Genomic DNA, 22,010 nt, shown 5'->3' with positions numbered 1-22,010 from the left:
TTAAAAAAAGTAAGGGAGTAACTAGCTATGAAAAAAAATACAATTATCATTATAGTTGCTGTAGCAGTAGTACTGCTAGTTCTTGGAATATATACTACATATATAATACAATCAGAAAATAACACAACAAATAATACAACAATAAATATGACAAATAATACTACTAGTAATAATACAAATAATACAACAAGTACTGTAACTAGTAAGAGTAGTAGTTTCTCTGATGATGAATATATTCATGATCATTATAGTGATAATGAGGGCAATATTTACTGGTATGATAATAATGGTAGAAAACATTATAGTTACAGGGTAAGTAAATCAGATAAACAGGAAGACTCTAGTAATAGTATAAGTAGTTCTTCTCAAAGTAGTCCCCCTAGTGATTCAAGCAGTTTAGAAGAATATTAATTATATAAATCTAAGGGACTATTTTTTTCTAGAATTTACTAATTTTAATAAATTATTTTCAAAAAAAAGAATAAATAAGTGAGAATAAATATTATTCCCACCCATTTTTTAAAAGGAATTTTATTTTGTCACAGTTAATGTTGCATTTGATTCTACTCTATTATATATTCCACTTGAAAATACAGATGTTATGGTATAAGTTTTTGCACTCATTTTAAGAGGTAATGTGTATGTTACTTTTGCTACACCATCTGTTACTGTACCATATAGTACATTTCCATTATCGTCTCTTAGTGTTTTACCATTGAGTTTAAATACAACTTTTCCACCATTTACTGTGATATCATCAGTTAGTTTAACTGTGAATGTTACAGTTTCACCAGATTTAGCAGTTACTGAGTCAACAGTTGCTTTTGCTTCACGTTTTGTAACAGTGAATGTTGTGTTAATTCTGGAACTTTCAAAGTCGCCATATCCACCATATACTGCAGTGATTACTGAACTTGTTTTTGCCCAGCCTGATAGTACTGTTATATTTTCTACAACATATTTACCATCTTTTACTGTTGCATATATAGTGTTACCTTCAGCATCTCTTAGTGTTTTACCATTTACTTTGAATATTACTTTACCATTTGTTATAATATCATCACCATTAGTTACAGTAGCAGTTAGTGTTATTATATCACCAATATGTGTTGTTACTGGGTCAACTGTGATTGTTGTTGGTAATCTTTTTATTATTAGTTTTGCTGTGGTATTATTAGTATTATAAACTTCATTTCCATTATATGTTGCTGTGATTGTTGAATCCATAATGTGATTTGACATATAATCTATTGTTGCTACTCCATTGTCTATTGTAGCTGTACCTATAACTTTAGCATTTGCATCAGTAAATGTTACTGTTCCATCTGCATAGTTTTTACCACCACAATCAGTGATTGTAGCTGTAATTGTTGTTACTTGGTTTACAAATCCTGTTATATCATTAACTTTTACTATTACTGGTAAGTATGATGGAGTATTACCGCTAATAGTAATACCAGTATGTTCTACTGCATCATTACCACAGAGGTCATAGGTTACAATATAGTTATTTTTTACACTACAAGAACGTTCGTTTTCTACTGAAATTACAGGAATTTTATCATTATATGTATTTACAATGATATTATTGTTATATATTGAGTTCATTCTTCCATCCATAGTTATTGCAGTTATTGGATTACTGCTTGTTAGTGTTAAATTATTATAGCAGATATAACTTGAACTTCCTTTTTTATTTATTGCATATATAACTGATACATTATCTCCACTTATCACTGCATTATTATAACCAAATCCATTAGTTGAAAGAAGTGTTCCATTGTTAGAGAGTATTGTTGTAACATTTTTACCAGTTTGTGTTAGATTATTATTGTTGAAGAATATTTCAGCAGAAGTTATATCATATCCAATTGATGTATTTTCAGCTGTAATATTTATATTGGAATAACCTGTTTGAACACGTCCTTTTGGAGTACTTCCTGACATAAATCCAGTATAATTAAGATATACAACATTTTTACCACTAATTGTTATATTTTCATATAATACATAGAGATATAACATATTACTACCATTATTATATGAGGACATTACTGCAGTTATATTATCACCATTAACAGTAATATTACCATTAGTTATATAAATATCTGATTGTATGGAGTTTGTTAAATTAGTAATTATAGCTGATTTATTTACATTATTTATATTAATACTAGTTAAATTACTAATTCCAGTTACATTTCCTTCAAATATTATAGTTCCATTATATATCGTGTAATTTCCATTATTTATCATCACAACAGAATTATTAAATATTAGATCTTTATTATGTAAATCTCCACCAAGTTTTATTAAATCAAGAGACATATTTTCTCTTATTCTTGAATTTTCATCAAAGTATGTACTATATGAATCATCAGTTAATACACCAATACTTGGAGTGTTTGATTTAATAAGTACATTACTTGAATTGGTACTTGTCACTGCATTATTTCCACCAAGTACATTATTTATGTTAATATAGTTTTTAGTTACATTTATATTACTTGAATTTACAATACTTACTCCATTACCTATTGTAGCATTCATACTATTATTTTCTAATATAATATTAGTAGAATTATTAATTACTACAAATTGTGATGTTTCACTAGTTGTATCTTGTTTTATACCTACTTCATGAATATTTGTGTTATTAGTATAAGTTAATTGGATTGGAATACCTATTGTTCCTTTAACAGTGATTGTTGCAGAATTTCCAACATTATATGCTTCAGTTCTAATACTTGTATTAGATACTCCTTCAAGTAATATACCATATGCATTTGAAGAATTTACTTCTCTAATATAATAATCCACAATTGTTGTGTTAGTTATGGTTCCTGACCATTGTCCTGTTATGTATGCTCCATATGCTGTATTTGGAGCTGTGACATATGCATTTCCTGTGAATGCATTATTTTTAGCAGGACCTGATAATTGGATTGCATATGCTATGAAGTTACTTGTAGTACGTAGTGTGGTTGAAGTCATGTTTGTATTATCTGCTCGTACCATATTTAATGAATATGCATATTTATCACCAGTAGTAAGTATATAATTGTTACTTAATCTATTTCCAGTAACTGTTTTTGTTGCATCTGGTGATTGAATTTCTACACCATATATTGAACCATATTCAGTTCCATTTGCTTGTGTGTTAACAGTTATTGTTGAACCATTAATTGTATTATCTGATGATCTTATTAATAGTCCAATATTTTTTCCAAGACCTACTGGATAATTTGACCAGTCCACATCAAGTGATGGGCCAGTTACAGTTATTTTTGTGCCTTGTAGTGTGTTTTTATCTTCATCTATTATTACTGCTCTAATAGTATTATTTGTGTTAACTGTGATTTCTGAATTTATTATTTTATTATTACTTGAATTTAAGCAAATTGCATAGTCAGTAATAGAATTTGTATTGTTTATTTTTATGTTTTCAAAAATGATTTTTGCATTATTTCTTGTGATTATTGTTGAATTAATGAGTGTTGCATTGGTTTCACTTGTTACTAATAATTTTATATCATCAAATATGAATGTTTTATTTGTTAGTTCTCCTGAGAAAATTATTTTACTTCCATTTGCTATTGTTCCTGTTTTTATTGTTCCATCATTATTAAAGTATGTTGTGTAATTATCATTAGTTATTGTTATTATATCACTAATAGGTGTATTATTTTCAACTATATTACTTTGTGTACGCATAGTTACAGATAAATCTCCTTTAAGTATATCTGTAATTAATGTATTGTTTGCTACAACATTATTTGAACGATAACCTACTTCATAAACTGTATAATCCTTAGTTACATTTATAGTATTTCCAGTTATTGTATTATTGTTTCCATTTACTTCTATGTAGTTGTTTATTGTGTTGTTTATTACGTTTGCATATCCTGTTAATCTTAGTCCATAACCATATTCATTATCTGGTACATTAATTGTATTATTGATTATTGTTGTATTATATCCCATTGCTGTTGAGTAGAATGCAAATGATGGTGTGGTTGATGCAAGTAAAGTTGTAAGTAATGTAGATGGTTGCATGTTTATAAATTGATTGTTTTTTATGAGGTGTGTTATTGTAAGATTTACTTTTGCTGATCTTGCTGCACTTACTTCATAAATACCTGTTGATTTGTTAAATACATTACCATTGATTGTTGCTTGTCCAAATCCTATGTGTATATCACATTGTTGGTTGTTTTCAAATGTACAGTTTTCTATGAGTGTTTGTATATCATCAACATTATATACTGTGAAAAAATCAAGTGATCCTGTATTCATGTAGATACCAGTTCCACTTTTAAATCCACTACCTCCATCATATGCGATACCATTACGGAATGTACAGTTAATTACACTTAAGTCACGGTCATTAGTCACACTTCCCCAACGAGCATAGTTATCAGTGAATAATGAATTGTACACACGTGCTGTACCATTGTTGTATATGATACCTGCATTTCCTGTACTGTCTGATTTACAATTTGAATCAAATACACTGTTATTTACTGTTAATGTTGCTCCTGGACGGTTTCTTAATGCTGAACCTACACCACAGAAGTTAGAATAGAAATATACATTATCTACACTTAGTGTTGCATAGTTATCTATTGGTGCTAGTTTATAAGCAGATACTGCACTTCCACCTTTTACCCATCCTTTCTGGAAAGTCATATTAGTAATTGTGATTTTTCCACTACCTTCAGTGATGTTCATAAACCAATTACCTGTATCATTAACATAGTTTTTCCATACACTGGATGAGCCCCAATAGTATCCTTCTTCTTGAATAGTGTAATTTGCTTCACCGTCAAAGACTGTTTTATTAATGCCTGTTCCTATGAAGTTAATATGGTTATTTCCAGATACTGTTAGGTTAGTATTTCCTATGCCTTTATATACTCCTTCATCAATGTGTATATTATATACACCATTACTTGTGGTTGAATTAATTGCTTTTTCAATAGTTTTGAAAGGAGTAGTACTAGAACCATCATTAGTATCTAATCCTTTTGAATCAGATACATAGTAATTTACTGTTTCACCTTCACTTTTAATTGCCTTAGTTGTTACTGTGTTCTTATTATCACTAGTAGTAGTAAGAGTATCTGAAGATAAACTATCAGATACACTACTTACACTAGATGTACTTACATCAGTACTGTTACTTGATGTATCAGCAGCAGAAAGAGCTGTGAGTCCAACAAGTAAGAATACTAGTGTTACTAATAAGAATACAGATTTAATATTCTTATTTTTCATTATATTCTCCAAAAAAATGTTTTTTTATAATATGAAAAAAATTAACTATACTATTCTCCCCCATAATTAATAAAAAGGATTTAATAATGAGAAATTCCCATAAATACATGAAAACATCCCCATACACATAAAACCCCAATTACCACTAAAAAAGGGAAAACCAAAGTTAATCAAATTATATATATATAGAACTATTTATAATTTGATGAAAAATAAAAGAAAATTGAATAGTAAATATAAGCTAATAATAAAAAAAATATAAAAGAAAGAAGAAATTATTGTAGAATTATCGTATGAAAAATACTTTAAAAAATTATTTTTTATTAAATTCCAGGTAATACTAATTTAAATTAAAATAAACCTATTTTATGCAAAGTTTATTAGAAGATTAAAAAAAAAGTATTATTATATTATTTTAAATTATTATATTATCTTAATCTAATAGAACTAGTACTTAAATGAGATATTTTAAATATTAATAAAGAGATACGACTATTTATAGGTTAAAATAAGTAAGTTAATGGAGTGGTATTTTATGAAGATGCCTGAGAAAATTGATACTATAATGTATGCACCATGTGGAATGAACTGTGCATTATGTAATAAATATGTGAAAGCTGATTGTCCAGGATGTCTTATTGATAGTCCAAATAAGACCAAAAGTGCACTAAAATGTAAGATAAGAGCTTGTCTTCCAAAAAAGAGAGTGAAATACTGTGGAAGATGCAGTGAATTTCCATGTAAATTAATTAAAAAGAATGATAAAAACTCCATTAAAAGAAATAATTACTCCACACTAGAGAGTGCAAAAAGAATAAAAAATACTGGAATAAACAAGATAATGACTCTTGATAGAGAAGAATGGATGTGTCCTAGTTGTGGTGGTATAATAACTATACAAGAACATAAATGCAGTGAATGTGGACTAGAAAAAGAAAACTAGTATTCTATGAGTTAATAACTATGATAAATAAAAGTTATAAATTAAATAATGGTGTTAAAATTCCAGCTATTGGTCTTGGTACATGGCAGTTAGATAACACGACAGTAGTAGATGCAATAAGAAATGCTACTAGTCTAGGGTATCGTTTAATTGATACTGCTAAATCTTATGGTAATGAACATGGAGTTGGTATTGGCATAAAAGAGTGTGGAATTTCTCGTAGTGAACTTTTCTTAACTACAAAGATTCCATCAGAGTGTAAAAGTTATAATGAAGCTGTAACTTGTATTGATGAAGCATTAACTACACTCGATGAGGACTATATTGATCTTATGATTATTCACTCACCAGAACCATGGAGTGACTTTAGAAATGAAAATCATTACTTTAGTGAAAATATTGAAGTTTATAATGCATTAGAAGATGCATATATGGAGGGTAAGCTTAGAAGTATTGGTTTATCAAATTTTCTAGAAGTTGACGTGGATAATATACTTGATAATTGTAGTATAAAACCTATGGTTAATCAGATTCTATGTCATATTGGCTCTGCTTCTCTTGAGCTTATTAATTATTGTAATAGTCATGATATACTCATAGAGGCTTATTCACCTATAGCTCATGGTGTTGTTTTTGGAAATAGGGATATTCAAAGGATTGCTGATAAATATGATGTGTCTGTTGCAGCATTATGTATGAAGTATATTATTGAGTTAGGATGTGTACCTATTCCAAAGAGTGGAAATATCAAACATATGCAGGATAACTTAGATGTTAACTTTAGTATTAGTAATAGTGATATGGATTATCTTAAGTCACTTGTTATTGATGATTATGGTGAGCTTAGTATTCATAATATTTTTGGTGGAAAGAATTTGCCAAGGAAATAAGTTATACTCTCTAACATCTATTTTTTAGTACAATACATATACATGATATTATTAATTTAGGGTAGAAAATTAGATAAATTTTTTTTTAAAAAATAGAATTATCCAAAAATGAATTAAAAAATAGTAGATGATATTATTATATAAAAAAAGTTGGATTATACTCTACTTCTTGTTACTTAGTATTCTAAGTGGCTTTGTTATCTTCCAGCTTGTAGAGGAAAATATATCATCATTTACTTTTTTTAGTTTCTCATTTTCTGCTTCTTTAAGTAGTAATTCCTTCTTTAATGCTTCTACTTCATTTTTTAGTCTAGTTATTTCATCTTCATTATTTGTCATAATATAACATCTCTACTAATTTTCATATATCCATTCATATACTCGTTTACAATTATTTTGGTCAGTGTATTTAAAGAAGTCTTTTACTCGTTTAACATATTTTTCTTCCATTTGACAGTTTAGATATAGGTAGTCTTCTATTTTTTTAACAAGATCTTCTTCCTTTTTTATTACTTCTCCAAAGCCCATGTTTTCATAATTAAAGTATCCTTCTTCATAGTGATAGTTTTCATCTGCATGATAGTATATTACTGGTTTTTTAAGATATGCAAAGTCAAAGTATACTGATGAGTAATCTGTAACAAGTAGTGCTGATTCATTAAATAATTCCTGGTATGATTTATCCATTACAACATTAATATTTTCATGTATGTTAATTAAATCCATGTATTTTACTAGTTCTGGGTGTGGTCTGAATACTATTTTATATCCTTCTTTTTCTAGTATTTTATGTAGTTGTTTGTTGTTTAGGAAGTTTTCTAGTGTTTGCTTGTATTGTGAGTTTTTGAATACTAACTCGTTTTCTAGTTGCATTCTCCATGTTGGCATATATAGTATTTGTTTTTGTGTTTGTTTGTTGTTTAAGTTATCATATCGTGGAAATCCTAGTACTGGTATTCGCTCTTTGTTGAAGTTATATCCTTCACTCATAAATGATTGTTGTTCATAGTCTGATACTGTGTTTATCATTGTCAAGTTTTTATTGTATTTACTTATAAAGTAGGATACATCATCTTTTGTTACTCCATGTTGTAGGAAGTATTGGTGTGATGTGTTTAATCCCTTGTATAATGAATAATTATCATCATAGAATGGATTTATAAAGTTTTCATTTACATATGAACTTATATTTTTTTGTGCAGTAAGGTATAATATTTTATGTTTTAGTGAGCCATGTTTTATTATGTTTTCATGTTTTTTTCGTAGTTTATTGTAGTCTGGACTGTCTTTATTGATAATGAAGTACTTTGTTATGTTATCATCTTGTGTTGTTGCGTATTCAAATAGGCATTTTGCATTGTCATCTGCAAAGTCAGGCCTATCTGAGAAGAGCCATACGTCTTTATTTTTATATAGTTTTTGTATTATATTGTATACTATTCTAAATGGTACTGCTTTATAAAATCCTTCAGGTATTCTATGTATTTGTTCTTTTAGATCTTTTAGTTCTGCTTTTATTGTTCGTGGTGTTGTAGCTTCTTTTATTGTAAATGACCCATTTTCTAGTGTGCATATCTTGTTATTATTTACTTGGTATCTGCTGAATGCTGATAAGTTACATGTTCCATTAAATCCTATCCATGGCTTGAATGTGTGTACTATGGTATTTTCTGTATATATTATCTTAAATGTGTATTTTGATTCATGTATATGGGGTAGTGGTACTTCTACATCAAAGGCATATCTATATAGCCAGTTGATAGAGAGGTAACTTTTTGTAAGTCGGGATGGATTTGTGTATTTTACTTTTCTACATTTAATTACATTTATTTTTTCATCTTCACATACAAGGTATATGTCTATTGTATCATTTTTAAAGTTTGATGAAAATAGTCCTGAAATATTAAGATAACCATCTCTTATTTCAACGATATCTAGCCAGATTTTATGTTTATCTAGTGTGTCTATTAGGTATTGATTTGTTTTTAGAACTACTTTGTTATCTTCAAGGTTTATTTTGTGTTGTCTATTTTTTAGGTATATGAAAAATGCTTGTAGTGGTTGTTGAATGTATATGTTTTTATCAATGTTTTCTTCATCAATAAATTCCAGAACATAGTCTAGTTTATTCCAGAATTCTATTTTTTCATCATCTGTGAGTATGTCTGTGTTTGGTAGTTGTAGAAGCCATTGTAATTCATATGCCATGAGAAATTTAATATATTCACATACTTTATTATCGAGTGATATGTCATAGTTTATTAATCCTATAAAGTAATCTGTGAGTCGTGGTATGTAGTATTCTTTTTGGTTTATCATGTCATCTGTGGTGGATGTGGAATCAAATCGTTGCCTATAGTAGTATTTAGCTTCTTTTACTACTCCATACTTCTTTTTTTCAAGTAGTATTTGTGCTAGGATGTATGCATCCTCGGAGCTTACTAGATTTGTTGGAAATTTAAATTTATCAAATACTTCTTTTTTAAAGAATGCTGATGATGTTGATAGTTGTGGATTATTTGGTTCTATTTCTAGGTCAATTATTCTTGTTTTTTTGAATTTATCATTTAATCTATGTGGTCCTGTGCTTTTATCACATAGATACATTGGTATGGCTACTATGTCTATTTCTTTTTCATGTTTTTTGAAGAATTGATAAACGTTTTCTAGTGTTTCTGGTGTTAGATAGTCATCACTATCTAGGAAGTTAACATATCTTCCTTGTACGTATTCTAGTCCCCTGTTACGTGATGGTCCTTGTCCTTCATTTTCTTTTATAATTAATGTTATGTTGGAGGGATATTTTCTCTGGTATTCTTGTAGTATTTTTGTTGAATTATCACAGCTTCCATCATCTACTAGTATTAATTGTATGTTTTCATTAAAGTCTAGTGTTTGATTAATTATAGAGTCTATTGCCTCATTAATATAGTCTTCTACATTATATATGGACATTACTATTGAGAATTTGAATTGTTTATCTTTTTTTATATTGTTTGTGATATTCATTGTAATTGTGTTTTCCTCCTACTTTATTAGTTTCTTTTTATAAGTTTTAATTATTCATTGATTATTTCTAGTATTTCAGGGAATTTATCTAGTATGTTATTTATTTGTTCATTATTTTTTGTTTTATTATAATACCATAATGAGTCCTTGTTATTTAAAACATCTATTTCGGGTTGGGTGTATGTTATAATATGAATATTATTTGCTGGTACTACTATTTTTGTCTTATTTAGTATGGCCATTGTCCAGAACCATATATCATCAGCATATGGACATAATTTGTCACATAATGTTTCATCAAATACTCTATTATCTAGGCTATTTGGTGGAAATAGTACTCCTCCTCCTGTTGTGAAGAAGTTAGTGTAGCTTGCAGGTTCCATGTTTTCAATTAGTGTCCATGTGTTATAATCACTTAGTTTATTATCTATGAGTGTTATCTTCTTACATCTGTGGGCTATAATACTGTTTTTATCTTTTTCATGTTCATGGTATAGTGTTTCTAGCCAATCAGATGGATAGTATATATCATCATCTGCTGTTATTATTATAGATTGGGGGTATTGTTTTAGTGATGGTATTAGTTTTTTATGTGATCTGGTACTGCTTGTGTATTTAATAGTTAATCCCTTATTTTTCATATTTTTAAGATCTTCTGGTAGATTATCATCCTTGTCTGGAAATTCTTTTTCTGAAAGCCATAGTATTACTTCATCTGCTTGTAGTGTCTGTTTTAAGAGTGAGTATATGGTGTATTTCACATTATTTATCCGTTTAGGGTATGTTGTTAGTGATACTATTATGTTTTTATTTTTCTTGTTTTTATTTTCTAAGTTTGGTAATTCTTTTATTTTTTCATCAAGTTCTAGTCTATTTACTGTTATTGGCTGCCATGCATTGGGGTTGGTTTTTATTAATCCTTCATAGATTCCTTTTTGTACAAGATATACTAGTGGGTTTAAACTACTTTTTCCAGCATTTTTATTAAATCTCTTGTAGAATGCTCCATCAAATGTATTGCTTGGATTTTTTCCTTCAAGATATCCTATATATATATGTAGTGTAGTAATGGGTTTATTTCTAGTTTATAGTTGTACTGGTTAATATAATATTCATCGTCAAATAAGTTTAGTTCTCTTATTTTATTAAAAGAGATTATTGTAGTGTTTCCAGTTAAAATATCATTTATAATGTATTTATAGAGTGTATTTTCATATTCTTGACAGATTTTATTGTTTTTTATGGTTAGGTTATATGTTTTATCTGTTAACAATTTTTGTATATTTGAATTTAAATTAATATTTGCACATTTTTCTCTTATTTGATTAATTAGGGTTGTATAGTCTATGTAATCATTATTTATTGTTAATATTTCCTTGAATATCTTGTTTTCGGATTGTATTATATGATTATTATTTGTTAGTGGGGGAGTGTTTGTTTTTAGTATTTTTTTAAGTTTATATGTTATCCATCTTAGTGGTCGGGTGATTTTCCAACTTTTTGATGAGATTATTTGTTGATTTATCCTAGTTAAGTAATTTATTTGTTCATATGCTTTAGTTGTATTTGTCACTAGATTTTCAATTAAATATAATGTATTTTTATTTTTGGAATTTGATTGTTTGATTAAGCTAAGTATTGTGTTTAATTCATTTTCATCTATTAATTCTGGTGTATTATTTATTATTCTTAGAGTATTTAGTAAGTTAAAATCAAATAGGGTTTCTGAGTCTTGTATGTTTTCATAGAATTGTCTATTATTTTTTGGTAGTTGCATTTTTTGACTTTCATTTAATTTGAAATCACTTGTATATTCCTTAATTTTATTAAATAATTCTTCTTTGTATTTGCTATCAATGTTATAATAGATATTTTCAAGTTCTGTTAAAACAAATCGTATAAAATTTAATTTGAATGATTCATAAATATTATTTTTAAATAATAGTATTTTAACTTCATCAAATATGGAAAATATTATGAAAGAATCCCTACTTAATAGTGATGATGATTGTCTTGTAAGATCCTCTTTTCTATAATTATATAATATCTGTGGAGTATATGCTATTTTTTCAGCTTTAATCATTGTTTTTATATGAAATAATACATCTTCAAATAATGTATTTTCCACAAATTGTATATTGTTTTTTCTTAGAAATTCTAGTTTATGTAGTTTTGTACATACTATCAGATAACTATTCATAACAAGTTTTTTAGCATCCATGTAGTTAAAAACCTTGTTTTCATCACTAATGTAATTTTTTATTGGATATATTCTTGTTCTTGTTTTATTATTATTGTAGTGTTCTATACTGTTAAATAGTACTAAATCTGACTTTGTTTGTGTTGCTTGATTATATAGTATGTTAAGTGTGTTTTTATCTATCCAGTCATCAGAATCTATAAATAATATGTATTCTCCTTTTGCTTCTAATAATCCCTTGTTTCTAGCAGCTCCTGGGCCTTTATGTTCTTGTTGTATTATTTTAAATCTTTTATCATTACTTGCATATTTTTTGAGAATATCTAGTGAGTTATCTGTTGATTTATCATCTATACATATAACTTCAAAATCATGAAATGTTTGTTTTTTTATGGAATTTAAACATTCTCTAATATATTTACTAGAATTATATACAGGAATTATTATGGAGATTTTAGTAATCATAGACATCATATTTTCGAGTGTTCAATAAAAGAATTGATTATATATGATATTTATTTATTAAAATATATAAATTTTAGTTTAATTAATATGATTTTAATGTAATAAAATTGGCTTAAAAGTTCTATTAGAATCATTATTTATGAAATAAAATCAATTAATCTTTAATTTTTATTAATAGGGTGTTGGAAGTTATGAATTAAAAATTAAGTTATTTAAAAAAAGAAAAAATAGTTATAAATTTTTTTTAAACCACCTAATTTTTCTTATCTATAGAACTTATAATTTCAGATATTGCATCAGATGTGGAAGTATCTTTATTTTCTGTTTGAACAATGTAATTTACACCATTCTTATTAAACCAGTATCTTATCACAGTTGAATCATTTTTAACAGCTACTGTTCTAACAACACCTATACCTGCTATATCCCTATTTTCTTTAGTTATATTATGTGTTTTATTATATTTCCCTTGATATGAAGATACAAGACTATTTATATTATCTGAACTATTTTGTTCATAAACAAATATTCTACTGTTATTGTTTCTTATTTCAACTCTTTGATTATTTGTTGAGTTATTATCTATAACCTTATAATTATTTGGAAGTTTAAAGTCTGATGATCCAACAACAACTGAAGTTGAATCTAAAATTCCACTATCATTTAGTGCATATAATCCAACTATTAATAATATAATAATTATTATAGGTACTACTAAATCTCTTAGATTAATAATTAAATCCCCATTATATGTTAATTTAGATAATTTATTATATATTCTATCATATATATAATTATTTGTTAAATATTTACTTTTATTTTATTTTAAGGTACTTAAATTCAAATATTGATTAATAATCCAGTTTGAATTTCTTATTTTAATATTCAATATTTAGTAAATATTTACTTCAATAACTTCAAAGATATAATATAACTAACTTAAAAATAATAGTCTAGGTTACTATGGATGATAAAAATATTATAATTGCATGTATAATTATATTATGTATTGCTGGATGGATAAGTTACTTTATAATATCATTAAATACTAATAATGACGAGTATTCAACAATAAATCAACAAAATAGGGTAGAATATACATACTTAGAAGATGATCAAATAATTTCTAAAATTAATGGTGAACCTGTACTTGAATACAAAGGACTTACAGATTATCATACAAAAAGTGGATGGTACACAACAGACAGTAAAGGTAATATAATAAAAATGTCAGATACATATGATTTACTTTCTTTTTTGAAAATATAATCATTTGAAATTATTTTATGAAAATTATTTTTTTTATTTTTTTTGGAATTAAATCTAACCTATTAATATACTATTTTTAGTACTATTTTATATAGGTATATGATTGATTTTTAGTATTCTTGTAGAGTTTATAATTTATAAGGTTATATTTCATGAATTCCATTGTAACTTTTAATTATTTTTTTTCATATCTTATAGATATTCACCGAAAATTCAAAAATTAACTTTTGATAAGCATTACTTCAATTCTAAAATAAAGAAACTTTTTACATGAATAAATTATCTTAGGCAGCCACTCATCTATATTTACATGTATAATTATTAATAAAATTATATGAGTAAGTTTATATTTATGAAAATACCATTTTTGATATTATATGATATAGGGCAAGTGATTGATATTCAGTATTTTTAGAAGGTTTGTATTTGGTGTTAAATTTTAGTAAATCTTGTGGATAAATTTTATAAATAAGACAATACATATCAAAATATAATTAAATATTGAGGGAGGAAATAAATATGGCTAAGTTACATACTCATTTTAATGATGGGGATTTCTTAAATCATAAAGAATATGCTTTTGAAATAATGGAGTATCTTAGTGAACATCCTGAGGAATTGAATTTATATAATTTGCTTTTTGAGTATGGGTTTAAAGATAGTTTAATAAGTCACAAACTAAAAGAATTCTTTGTCAGTGGTGAATATGATGTTTATCTTCATGAACAAAGAGTTGCTGATATACATAATACACTTATTCCATTAGATGAGTTTCCTCAATGGTTTGTAAATAAGTTTCCTCAGTGGAAGGATTTGTTTTATTATTAAGTTTCTAGTTTTCGAAACCACTAATTTTTACTACTTCGTTATATCGTGGTATAGCGAATAAAAAAAACATAAAAAACACAAAACCAAAACAAGACATACATACCCCACAATGAAAACATAGTAATAAAAAATAAGAAAATCATCAAAACAATTTAACAATAAAATAAATTAATGAAAAAATAGTTATACATAAAATAATATCTATTTAATTAACACTCTATTAAAAATAGCTTATATAATTATTCTATTTAAATAAATTATAAAAAAATATCATTTTAAATAAAATAAAACAAGAAAAAAATAAGTTTAAAAAAGTTAAACTTATAAACCAAAGATTATTGATAAAATATTCTGTGGAAGTGCATGAACCAGTATACCACTATATAAACCAAATACTAATGAGAAAGCAAAGAATATAATACTTATTGCTGGATCTTCAGCTTCTTTTAAATCAATAGGTATTATTTTATCTAAAACATCTGGGAAAAATGGTATAGTTTGAATCAAAAGACCATATAATAACACAGTACTTATATATCCACTAGTAATAATAGTTAATATTCCTTGACCCGTAGGATAAAATCCTAACAAGACCGATGTGAAATAAAAAGTATTAATACAATATTTCTTATCTTTCATAAATATTCTTTCACTGTAAGAATCATGCTTTAAATCAAAAATATCTCTTCTTAAATATAAAGGTAACAGTGCATAGATAATAGCAGACATAAACATTATACCAACTGTAAATATCATTTCATCTAATTTAAAACCTAAAAAATAAGGGATAACAACAGCTATAAGAATGAAAAGATTAAATTCTATACAACCCTTAATTACATCACCTTCATAGGTAAGATATGCATAAACATTACCATCATCATTACTAACTTCTTCATTAAACATGTTTACACTAATTTTACTATCAACCCATAAAAAAAGATCTGGATTGAAAAATAAGTACATAATCACTGCTAAACCAATTAAAATAAACATCATTGATGTATAATATGACATTTTATTGTCCTCTCATCCATTCAGATTTTCCTGGAATATGCATTTTTTCTAAATAATGTTGAATTCCAGCACTGTTTGTATAATCTTTACTTTTCTGTGCAATTCTATCGTCTGTATCACCTAATACATTAGTTGCACCTGCAACTATTGCATATTTTTGACCTAGTTTTGCTAAATCGGATCCTTTTTTTGCAAATTTCATTAATGAATATAATCCTCTAACTTCTGTAGCTGCTGGTATCATCCCTACCAGTATGGAAGGCGCTGCATCTGCCAATAATATAAATTCGTCGCTTTATTGAAATTATCAATACCTGCACTAATATCCATGCTACCTAAATCTCCTTCAAAATCCTGAAGAAATGCTTGAGTTAAATCCGATGATAAAAAAATAATCTTGTAAACTAATTAAAAAATAAAATTAATTTTAATCATAATAATATATTAGGACTATCTATTATAATAAACTTTATTTAATAGTAATAATTTTTTTTAAACAGTTGGGTCTTTGCCAAAATTCAAAAATTGATTTTTAATAATGCCTATTAGGACTTCAATTGTAAACTAAAGAAAAAAGTTCACATGAACAAAAACTTATTTTTGACGACAAGCAGTTGTTATAATTATAATTCTTCTCGAAAAATTTAAACCATATGAATTATAATTTAAGATAATGACTAACCACACAATAAAGTAAAATAGATATAAATAAATAATCTATATCCAAAAAAAAATAACTTAGAAACTAACTCAAATAAAATGGTATAAAAATTTAGAGATAAACTAGAATTGTATTCATAGTAAGTATATTCTTTGAATAAGTTATTTTTCAAAAAAATAAATAAATTAATATTATGAATAAACATAATATTAGAAAGTTAAAATGTCTGAAAAGTAATAGAAATATTAATACTAATTATAAACATTAATACAACGGATATCAATATAATTAAATAATTTATTCCTATATAATTATCGAAAGATTTTAAATCAAAAGGTACTATTTTATCAAAAAGATCAGGGAAATAAGGAATAATCTGTATTAATAAACCCCAAAATAATACAGGAACTGGAAATCCATGAATATATGTTTGAATTAATCCCATACCTACTGGATAAAATCCAAAAAGAGTAGATAAGAAATAAGGAGTATTAATTTGATATTTTTTATTCTTTGAAGAATCTCTTTGACTATAAGAATCATGTTTAAAATCAAAAATATCTTTTCTTAAATACAGGAGAATTGACGAATAAATCATAGATGAAATAAACATGAATCCCACAGCCAATACAATTTCATTAAATCCTAAACCTATCATATATGGTAAAATAAAAGCTATAATGCAGAAAACACATACATCTATACAGCCTTTAATTATATCTCCTTCAAATGTAAACCTTTTATAAATACTATATGCATCAGGTAATTGAGTAACATCCTCATTAAACATAGATACATCTAATTTACTATCTATCCATAAAAAAACTTGTGGAGAAAAATATAATACCAATAAAGCAATAATTCCTATACTATAGAAAATCATTAAAATGTAAAATGACATATTAGTTCTCTGCCTCCAATTCTTCTTCTCCAGGTACATTTATAAATCGTAAAAACTTTTTTAAAGGCTCAGTAATTATATCATCTTCATATTTTTCTATTATCAAACTATCTGCAGATGTGACAGCAGACCCCATACCTATAGTCACTGCATATTTAGTTCCATATGTTGACATATGTCCTATTTTTACAAGTTTAGCCGCTCCACTTACTGCTCTAATTTCTGGCATTACCGCAAATCCACTTATTAGTGAAGGTGCAGCTTCTGCCCAATAGTATAAATTAGAAAATTTATGAAGATTATTTACACCCACACTATGTAAGCAAGTTCCTACTCCTCCAACTATTAGTACTGGAGCTAATATTGATCCTCCAGATACACCTAGTAATGCTACTAACATTCCAGCACTTATAGCCCCACTTCCAATCATTCCTTCAATATCTTGGAAAATTTGATGGGATATATCAGAGTTTAAAAAACCAAAAAATTGATTTAAATAATCATTTAATATATTACTTCTATCTTCATGATAACAGTATCCTTGATTTTCAAAGGAAAGTGTTCCCTTTATTAAATCTTCTTCTTCGGTATTCATTATTATTTTTGTTATTCCTGTTTCTAAGTCTATTGTTATATAATATGTTGCATTAGATATAGGTTCTATTGTTAATATTCCATTTTCCTCATCTAATATAATTTTTATATTATTCTGTTCTAGATTTATATCTTTATAGAATAAATACGATGAGCTTGATACATTTTGTCCTGATAGTCTTATAGCTTGTCGTTCCCATTCTACTAGCATAGTTGTTGTTATAAAACGGAATGTTATTGTTTGATTAATATTTGGTTGATTTGTTAGTACAATTCCTACTGTTGGATCATATATATTTGAGTAAGTTCGTCCTCTGGAATTCACACCTATGAGTACTTGTGTGTCTTGTCCACGAGTAAATGTTATATTTGTATGTTTTCCATAATATTTTGATACTTCATCGTTCAAGTATAATGTAGTTAATCCAGTTAGAAATGTTCCATATGTTGACTTGAGGAGAGTTGTATTATATGTTGTATTTTTTGCCATCCATTGAATCATATCTGTTTTAGTTATTATTCTATTAGTTAAAACGTATGATTGTAGTGTTTGGAATGGTATCATAGTATCATCAGTAAAATATGGATTTAAGTAATCTTTTTTATCTAATGTATAATTTAAGAAGTTACTTGTAAATGATGTTGTAATTGGTGTTTTTGATGATAAATATTTCATTTCATTTAATATAATATGAGTCATATTTTGAATTTTACCATTTACTACAACATAAAAAGAAGTTGGTAAACTGAAATCATCCAATAAATCTGTTGTAGATATTACAGATACTTGATTTACATCACCATATACATATCCATAGTATTTAATGTATAATGTATTAAGATTATTATCTGTATATACTAATAATCCTGGTTCTGTTATTGCCATATTTTTTGATATTGTTACATTTTGTGTTCTATTATTATATAATATACCCTCTCCTGATTTAAATAATGAATATGCATTATTAAGACGTATTCCATCAGTTCTATTAATATAAACAGTTCCATTTTGGTAAGGTATTCCTAGTGTATATGTATAATTCATTATTGTACGGGCACCTTTAGTAGGCATATATTCAATTGATGAGGCCATTTCTTTTGTTTGTTTATGTTTTCCTGTTACTATTAATTGTGAATTCTTTGTTGTTTCAATTTCTCCAACATATTTTTTATGAATTACTTTGTTTTTACCCCAATACCGATAATATTCAATTGTTGTTGGTTGATTACTTTGAATCATGACTCGTTGAACATTATTTGAATACATACGTGTTGTATTATATATAGTAAGTGTTGGTCTCTCACCAGAATAACTAGGAGTAGTATAATTATATACTGCAGATGGATAACCTTCCCTATTATCTTTAGTATAATATTTCAGAATTGAATATTTACTTAGACTAAATGATTTGTTATTGTATACTTTAGTTGTATTACTTTTTTTAGGATTACTCCCATCTGTTGTATAATAAGTAGTTGTATTATTCCAATTAGTACTAAATGTGATAGTTTGTTTTCCATCAACAAGATCGGTAAGTGGAACTACTACAGATACAGGAGGTGTTATTATTTGTTCTGCTTGGTAATGAGTAACACTTGATATTACACCATTATTTGTAATAACAATTGCATTTATCTGAGTTTTAACACTGATTTTTAATATTTGACCATTAGTATATATTTTACTATTACTATTTGGCATAGAACCATTGCGTGTATAATAAATAATTCCATTAACATTACTACTCATAGTAATATTTAAAAAATTATCTCTAATTTCAGTAATATTATTAACTGTTACTTTAGGTGTATTTGAAGAAGTACTGGTTGTAGTTGCAACATTATCTATTTGAACTTCATCTTCAAGTATATTTTCACTTTGTTCTAAATCATCATATTGATTGTCATTATTATCTAACGTATATATTATTGAAGAAAAATCTGTTTTATCAATAGGAATATCGGAGTCTATTGTATCTTCATTAAATTCTTCATCTAATGTATTATCATATAAATTACTACTATCTTCAGCATAGCTAACAGATAGCATAGTAAACATGATAACAGTAAATAGTATAAAAGATATATTTTTTTTAATAAAAATTCACCTCGAAAAGTTTATTTAAATAGATTAAACATTAATTTAATTAGTTAATTATTTTAATATAGACTAATTTCATTGATTTTAAAATGTGTTCCTCAAAATTCAAATTAACTTTTGATACATGTTAATATTACTTCAATTATAGAGATGATCGACCAAAACTACTTTTTTTGAATGTAATAAGTAATAATAATCTGATTAAATATTGTATTTTCTCTATTTTAGCTAGTTCACATTTTAAAATGAACTTTAAAAAGGTAAATAGTATTATATTTATGACTTTTGGTCAATACTCTAGAATAAATAAAAGTTTACATGAATAAATTTATTTTTAATGGATACTCTGAAAATAAAAAAAAATAATCTTGTAAACTAATTAAAAAATAAAATTAATTTTAATCATAATAATATATTAGGACTATCTATTATAATAAACTTTATTTAATAGTAATAATTTTTTTTAAACAGTTGTTATAATTAATCGTGGAAAATATACTAATATTATAATTTATAGAGTTTTATATAGATTTATATAATTTAGGAGTCTTGTTTTTATGGAGATTAGTGCTGAGGAAATGAAGAGAAGTATTCAGAAGATTTATGACATGCTTGATGAGGTATCACCTGTTGGTTTTGATTGTGGTACTTTGTGTGGTGAGATTTGTTGTGTTTATGATGATGATTGTTCTGATGAGAAGGTTGCTCTTTATCTTTTACCTGGTGAGGAGTTGATGTATGAGGATAGTGATAGTTTTAATTTGTATGCTATTGATTCTAGGGATATTGATTATCCTCATTCATGGACTGATGATGTTTTTGTTGTGGAATGTGTTAATCCTCCTCGTTGTGAGCGTGAAATTAGGCCTATTCAGTGTAGAACTTTTCCATTGATTCCTCACATTTCAAGTGATGGTGTTTTTCATTTAATTCTTGATAAACATGAGATGCCATATGAATGTCCTATTATTGAGAAGAATATTAAGTTGGAAGATAGTTTTGTTAAAAGAACTTATGATGTGTGGAAGATTTTAATAAGAGATCCTGTTGTTTATGATTTAGTTGCCTTTGATTCTAGACGAAGAGATAATAGGAGAAATGGTTATAAAATAGTTATATAATATATATGTAGTGGTGTGTTTTTTATGAGTTATGCTGATAAGATTAGAAATAATATTCTAGAGAAGAAGAATACTTATGGTGCTGATATGACATATGTGGATGATGGTGAAATTCATGAAGTTATTCTTCATCGTGGTTGTACTGCAAGATTTCGTGAAATAGAACTTGTTGACTTTGTTACAAGATGTCTTGATAAGAAGAATATTAAGTATAGTGTATTATCTGATGAAAGTTGTTGTGGTGTAATGTTATTTGAATTAGATGATTATAAAACAGGAGAAAAAGTTGTTCATGAAAATATTAAGAAGTTTAAAAAGCATGGTGTTAAAAAGATTATAACAATTTGTCCAGGCTGCTATGAATCATTTACACAGCACTACACTGATAATCCAGAGTTTGATATTGAAGTAATCTTTGCAATGGATTTATTTAATGATGAATTTATTGATGGTACAGGTCATGTTATTCATGACCCCTGTCATGCACTTGAAAGAAGTAATCAAATTAGAAGTATTATAGGAAATGTTCCGAAAAGACGTGCTAATTCTTGTTGTGGTTTCGGTGCAGGTATGAAGGCAGGTAGTAAGAATTTAACTAGGAAGATGGCTATAGATACTCTTAGTGGTGATAAGGTTATAACTTATTGTCCATCATGTTATCATACATTACGTAAGGTAAATCCTGATAATTGTATTGATTTCTTTGATTTAATGAGTAAGAATTTATAGAATAG

Annotated in this window: 16 protein-coding genes; 7 read left to right on the top strand and 9 right to left on the bottom strand. The window is 26.5% G+C overall.

Going from position 1 to position 22,010, the window contains the following annotated elements; genetic code table 11:
* The first annotated feature begins 27 nt into the window (after positions 1-27).
* The gene (locus tag NL43_RS03185; RefSeq protein WP_069592607.1) at positions 28-411 is read left to right on the top strand and encodes a hypothetical protein; all 384 of its coding nucleotides are present in this window, start codon (positions 28-30) and stop codon (positions 409-411) included.
* A gap of 120 nt (positions 412-531) precedes the next feature.
* On the opposite strand, the gene NL43_RS03180 is transcribed toward NL43_RS03185, so the two are convergent.
* Positions 532-5,277: an Ig-like domain-containing protein gene (locus NL43_RS03180; RefSeq protein ID WP_069592606.1), complete on the bottom strand. Its 4,746-nt coding sequence runs from the start codon at positions 5,275-5,277 to the stop codon at positions 532-534.
* 535 nt (positions 5,278-5,812) lie between these two features.
* On the opposite strand from NL43_RS03180, the gene NL43_RS03175 reads away from it, so the two are divergent.
* Entirely contained in the window at positions 5,813-6,220 is a 408-nt protein-coding gene (locus NL43_RS03175) for a DUF3795 domain-containing protein (RefSeq protein ID WP_069592605.1), read from the top strand.
* Between the two features lie 20 nt (positions 6,221-6,240).
* Positions 6,241-7,110, top strand: coding sequence for an aldo/keto reductase (locus NL43_RS03170; protein ID WP_069592644.1), 870 nt, complete (start codon positions 6,241-6,243; stop codon positions 7,108-7,110).
* Between the two features lie 162 nt (positions 7,111-7,272).
* Here the strand turns inward: NL43_RS03170 and NL43_RS08265 are convergent, their stop codons facing one another.
* The 4 genes from NL43_RS08265 to NL43_RS03155 all read right to left on the bottom strand — a co-directional run bounded on the left by NL43_RS08265 (position 7,273) and on the right by NL43_RS03155 (position 12,784).
* Positions 7,273-7,449 (bottom strand): hypothetical protein, encoded by a 177-nt coding sequence (locus NL43_RS08265; protein WP_158005545.1) that lies wholly within the window; start codon positions 7,447-7,449, stop codon positions 7,273-7,275.
* 15 nt (positions 7,450-7,464) lie between these two features.
* On the bottom strand, positions 7,465-10,119 hold the full coding sequence (locus tag NL43_RS03165) for a CDP-glycerol glycerophosphotransferase family protein (protein ID WP_069592604.1): 2,655 nt from the start codon (positions 10,117-10,119) through the stop codon (positions 7,465-7,467).
* A gap of 50 nt (positions 10,120-10,169) precedes the next feature.
* Complete coding sequence (locus NL43_RS03160) at positions 10,170-10,880, bottom strand: hypothetical protein (RefSeq protein ID WP_069592603.1); 711 nt, start codon at positions 10,878-10,880, stop codon at positions 10,170-10,172.
* Positions 10,881-11,164: 284 nt separating this feature from the next.
* The gene (locus tag NL43_RS03155; protein WP_069592602.1) at positions 11,165-12,784 is read right to left on the bottom strand and encodes a glycosyltransferase family 2 protein; all 1,620 of its coding nucleotides are present in this window, start codon (positions 12,782-12,784) and stop codon (positions 11,165-11,167) included.
* A 963-nt stretch (positions 12,785-13,747) separates the two neighbouring features.
* On the opposite strand from NL43_RS03155, the gene NL43_RS03150 reads away from it, so the two are divergent.
* Entirely contained in the window at positions 13,748-14,053 is a 306-nt protein-coding gene (locus NL43_RS03150) for a hypothetical protein (protein WP_069592601.1), read from the top strand.
* Between the two features lie 519 nt (positions 14,054-14,572).
* On the top strand, positions 14,573-14,881 hold the full coding sequence (locus NL43_RS03145) for a hypothetical protein (protein WP_069592600.1): 309 nt from the start codon (positions 14,573-14,575) through the stop codon (positions 14,879-14,881).
* A gap of 321 nt (positions 14,882-15,202) precedes the next feature.
* Here the strand turns inward: NL43_RS03145 and NL43_RS03140 are convergent, their stop codons facing one another.
* The 4 genes from NL43_RS03140 to NL43_RS03125 all read right to left on the bottom strand — a co-directional run bounded on the left by NL43_RS03140 (position 15,203) and on the right by NL43_RS03125 (position 20,104).
* The gene (locus NL43_RS03140; protein WP_069592599.1) at positions 15,203-15,898 is read right to left on the bottom strand and encodes a hypothetical protein; all 696 of its coding nucleotides are present in this window, start codon (positions 15,896-15,898) and stop codon (positions 15,203-15,205) included.
* 1 nt (position 15,899) lies between these two features.
* Entirely contained in the window at positions 15,900-16,175 is a 276-nt protein-coding gene (locus NL43_RS03135; RefSeq protein ID WP_143741313.1) for a hypothetical protein, read from the bottom strand.
* Between the two features lie 601 nt (positions 16,176-16,776).
* On the bottom strand, positions 16,777-17,460 hold the full coding sequence (locus NL43_RS03130; protein ID WP_069592597.1) for a hypothetical protein: 684 nt from the start codon (positions 17,458-17,460) through the stop codon (positions 16,777-16,779).
* Position 17,461: 1 nt separating this feature from the next.
* The gene (locus NL43_RS03125) at positions 17,462-20,104 is read right to left on the bottom strand and encodes a chitobiase/beta-hexosaminidase C-terminal domain-containing protein (protein WP_069592596.1); all 2,643 of its coding nucleotides are present in this window, start codon (positions 20,102-20,104) and stop codon (positions 17,462-17,464) included.
* 608 nt (positions 20,105-20,712) lie between these two features.
* On the opposite strand from NL43_RS03125, the gene NL43_RS03120 reads away from it, so the two are divergent.
* Positions 20,713-21,276 carry a hypothetical protein gene (locus NL43_RS03120; RefSeq protein WP_069592595.1) on the top strand — a complete coding sequence of 188 codons (564 nt, stop codon included), beginning with the start codon at positions 20,713-20,715 and terminating at the stop codon, positions 21,274-21,276.
* Between the two features lie 24 nt (positions 21,277-21,300).
* Positions 21,301-22,005, top strand: coding sequence for a (Fe-S)-binding protein (locus tag NL43_RS03115; RefSeq protein WP_069592594.1), 705 nt, complete (start codon positions 21,301-21,303; stop codon positions 22,003-22,005).
* The last annotated feature ends 5 nt before the right edge of the window (positions 22,006-22,010 follow it).

Origin of the sequence: Methanosphaera sp. WGK6, from assembly GCF_001729965.1 — an archaeon.
In the GTDB taxonomy this organism is placed as follows: Archaea; Methanobacteriota; Methanobacteria; order Methanobacteriales; family Methanobacteriaceae; genus Methanosphaera.
This window is presented reverse-complemented; position numbering and strand designations above follow the sequence as displayed.

Excerpts from the sequence above, each read along its gene's own strand:
- NL43_RS03185 (WP_069592607.1), top strand. The coding sequence starts at position 28 with ATGAAAAAAAATACAATTATCATTATAGTTGCTGTAGCAGTAGTACTG.
- NL43_RS03180 (WP_069592606.1), bottom strand. The coding sequence starts at position 5,277 with ATGAAAAATAAGAATATTAAATCTGTATTCTTATTAGTAACACTAGTA.
- NL43_RS03175 (WP_069592605.1), top strand. The coding sequence starts at position 5,813 with ATGAAGATGCCTGAGAAAATTGATACTATAATGTATGCACCATGTGGA.
- NL43_RS03170 (WP_069592644.1), top strand. The coding sequence starts at position 6,241 with ATGATAAATAAAAGTTATAAATTAAATAATGGTGTTAAAATTCCAGCT.
- NL43_RS08265 (WP_158005545.1), bottom strand. The coding sequence starts at position 7,449 with ATGACAAATAATGAAGATGAAATAACTAGACTAAAAAATGAAGTAGAA.
- NL43_RS03165 (WP_069592604.1), bottom strand. The coding sequence starts at position 10,119 with ATGAATATCACAAACAATATAAAAAAAGATAAACAATTCAAATTCTCA.
- NL43_RS03155 (WP_069592602.1), bottom strand. The coding sequence starts at position 12,784 with ATGATTACTAAAATCTCCATAATAATTCCTGTATATAATTCTAGTAAA.
- NL43_RS03150 (WP_069592601.1), top strand. The coding sequence starts at position 13,748 with ATGGATGATAAAAATATTATAATTGCATGTATAATTATATTATGTATT.
- NL43_RS03145 (WP_069592600.1), top strand. The coding sequence starts at position 14,573 with ATGGCTAAGTTACATACTCATTTTAATGATGGGGATTTCTTAAATCAT.
- NL43_RS03140 (WP_069592599.1), bottom strand. The coding sequence starts at position 15,898 with ATGTCATATTATACATCAATGATGTTTATTTTAATTGGTTTAGCAGTG.
- NL43_RS03130 (WP_069592597.1), bottom strand. The coding sequence starts at position 17,460 with ATGTCATTTTACATTTTAATGATTTTCTATAGTATAGGAATTATTGCT.
- NL43_RS03125 (WP_069592596.1), bottom strand. The coding sequence starts at position 20,104 with ATGCTATCTGTTAGCTATGCTGAAGATAGTAGTAATTTATATGATAAT.
- NL43_RS03120 (WP_069592595.1), top strand. The coding sequence starts at position 20,713 with ATGGAGATTAGTGCTGAGGAAATGAAGAGAAGTATTCAGAAGATTTAT.
- NL43_RS03115 (WP_069592594.1), top strand. The coding sequence starts at position 21,301 with ATGAGTTATGCTGATAAGATTAGAAATAATATTCTAGAGAAGAAGAAT.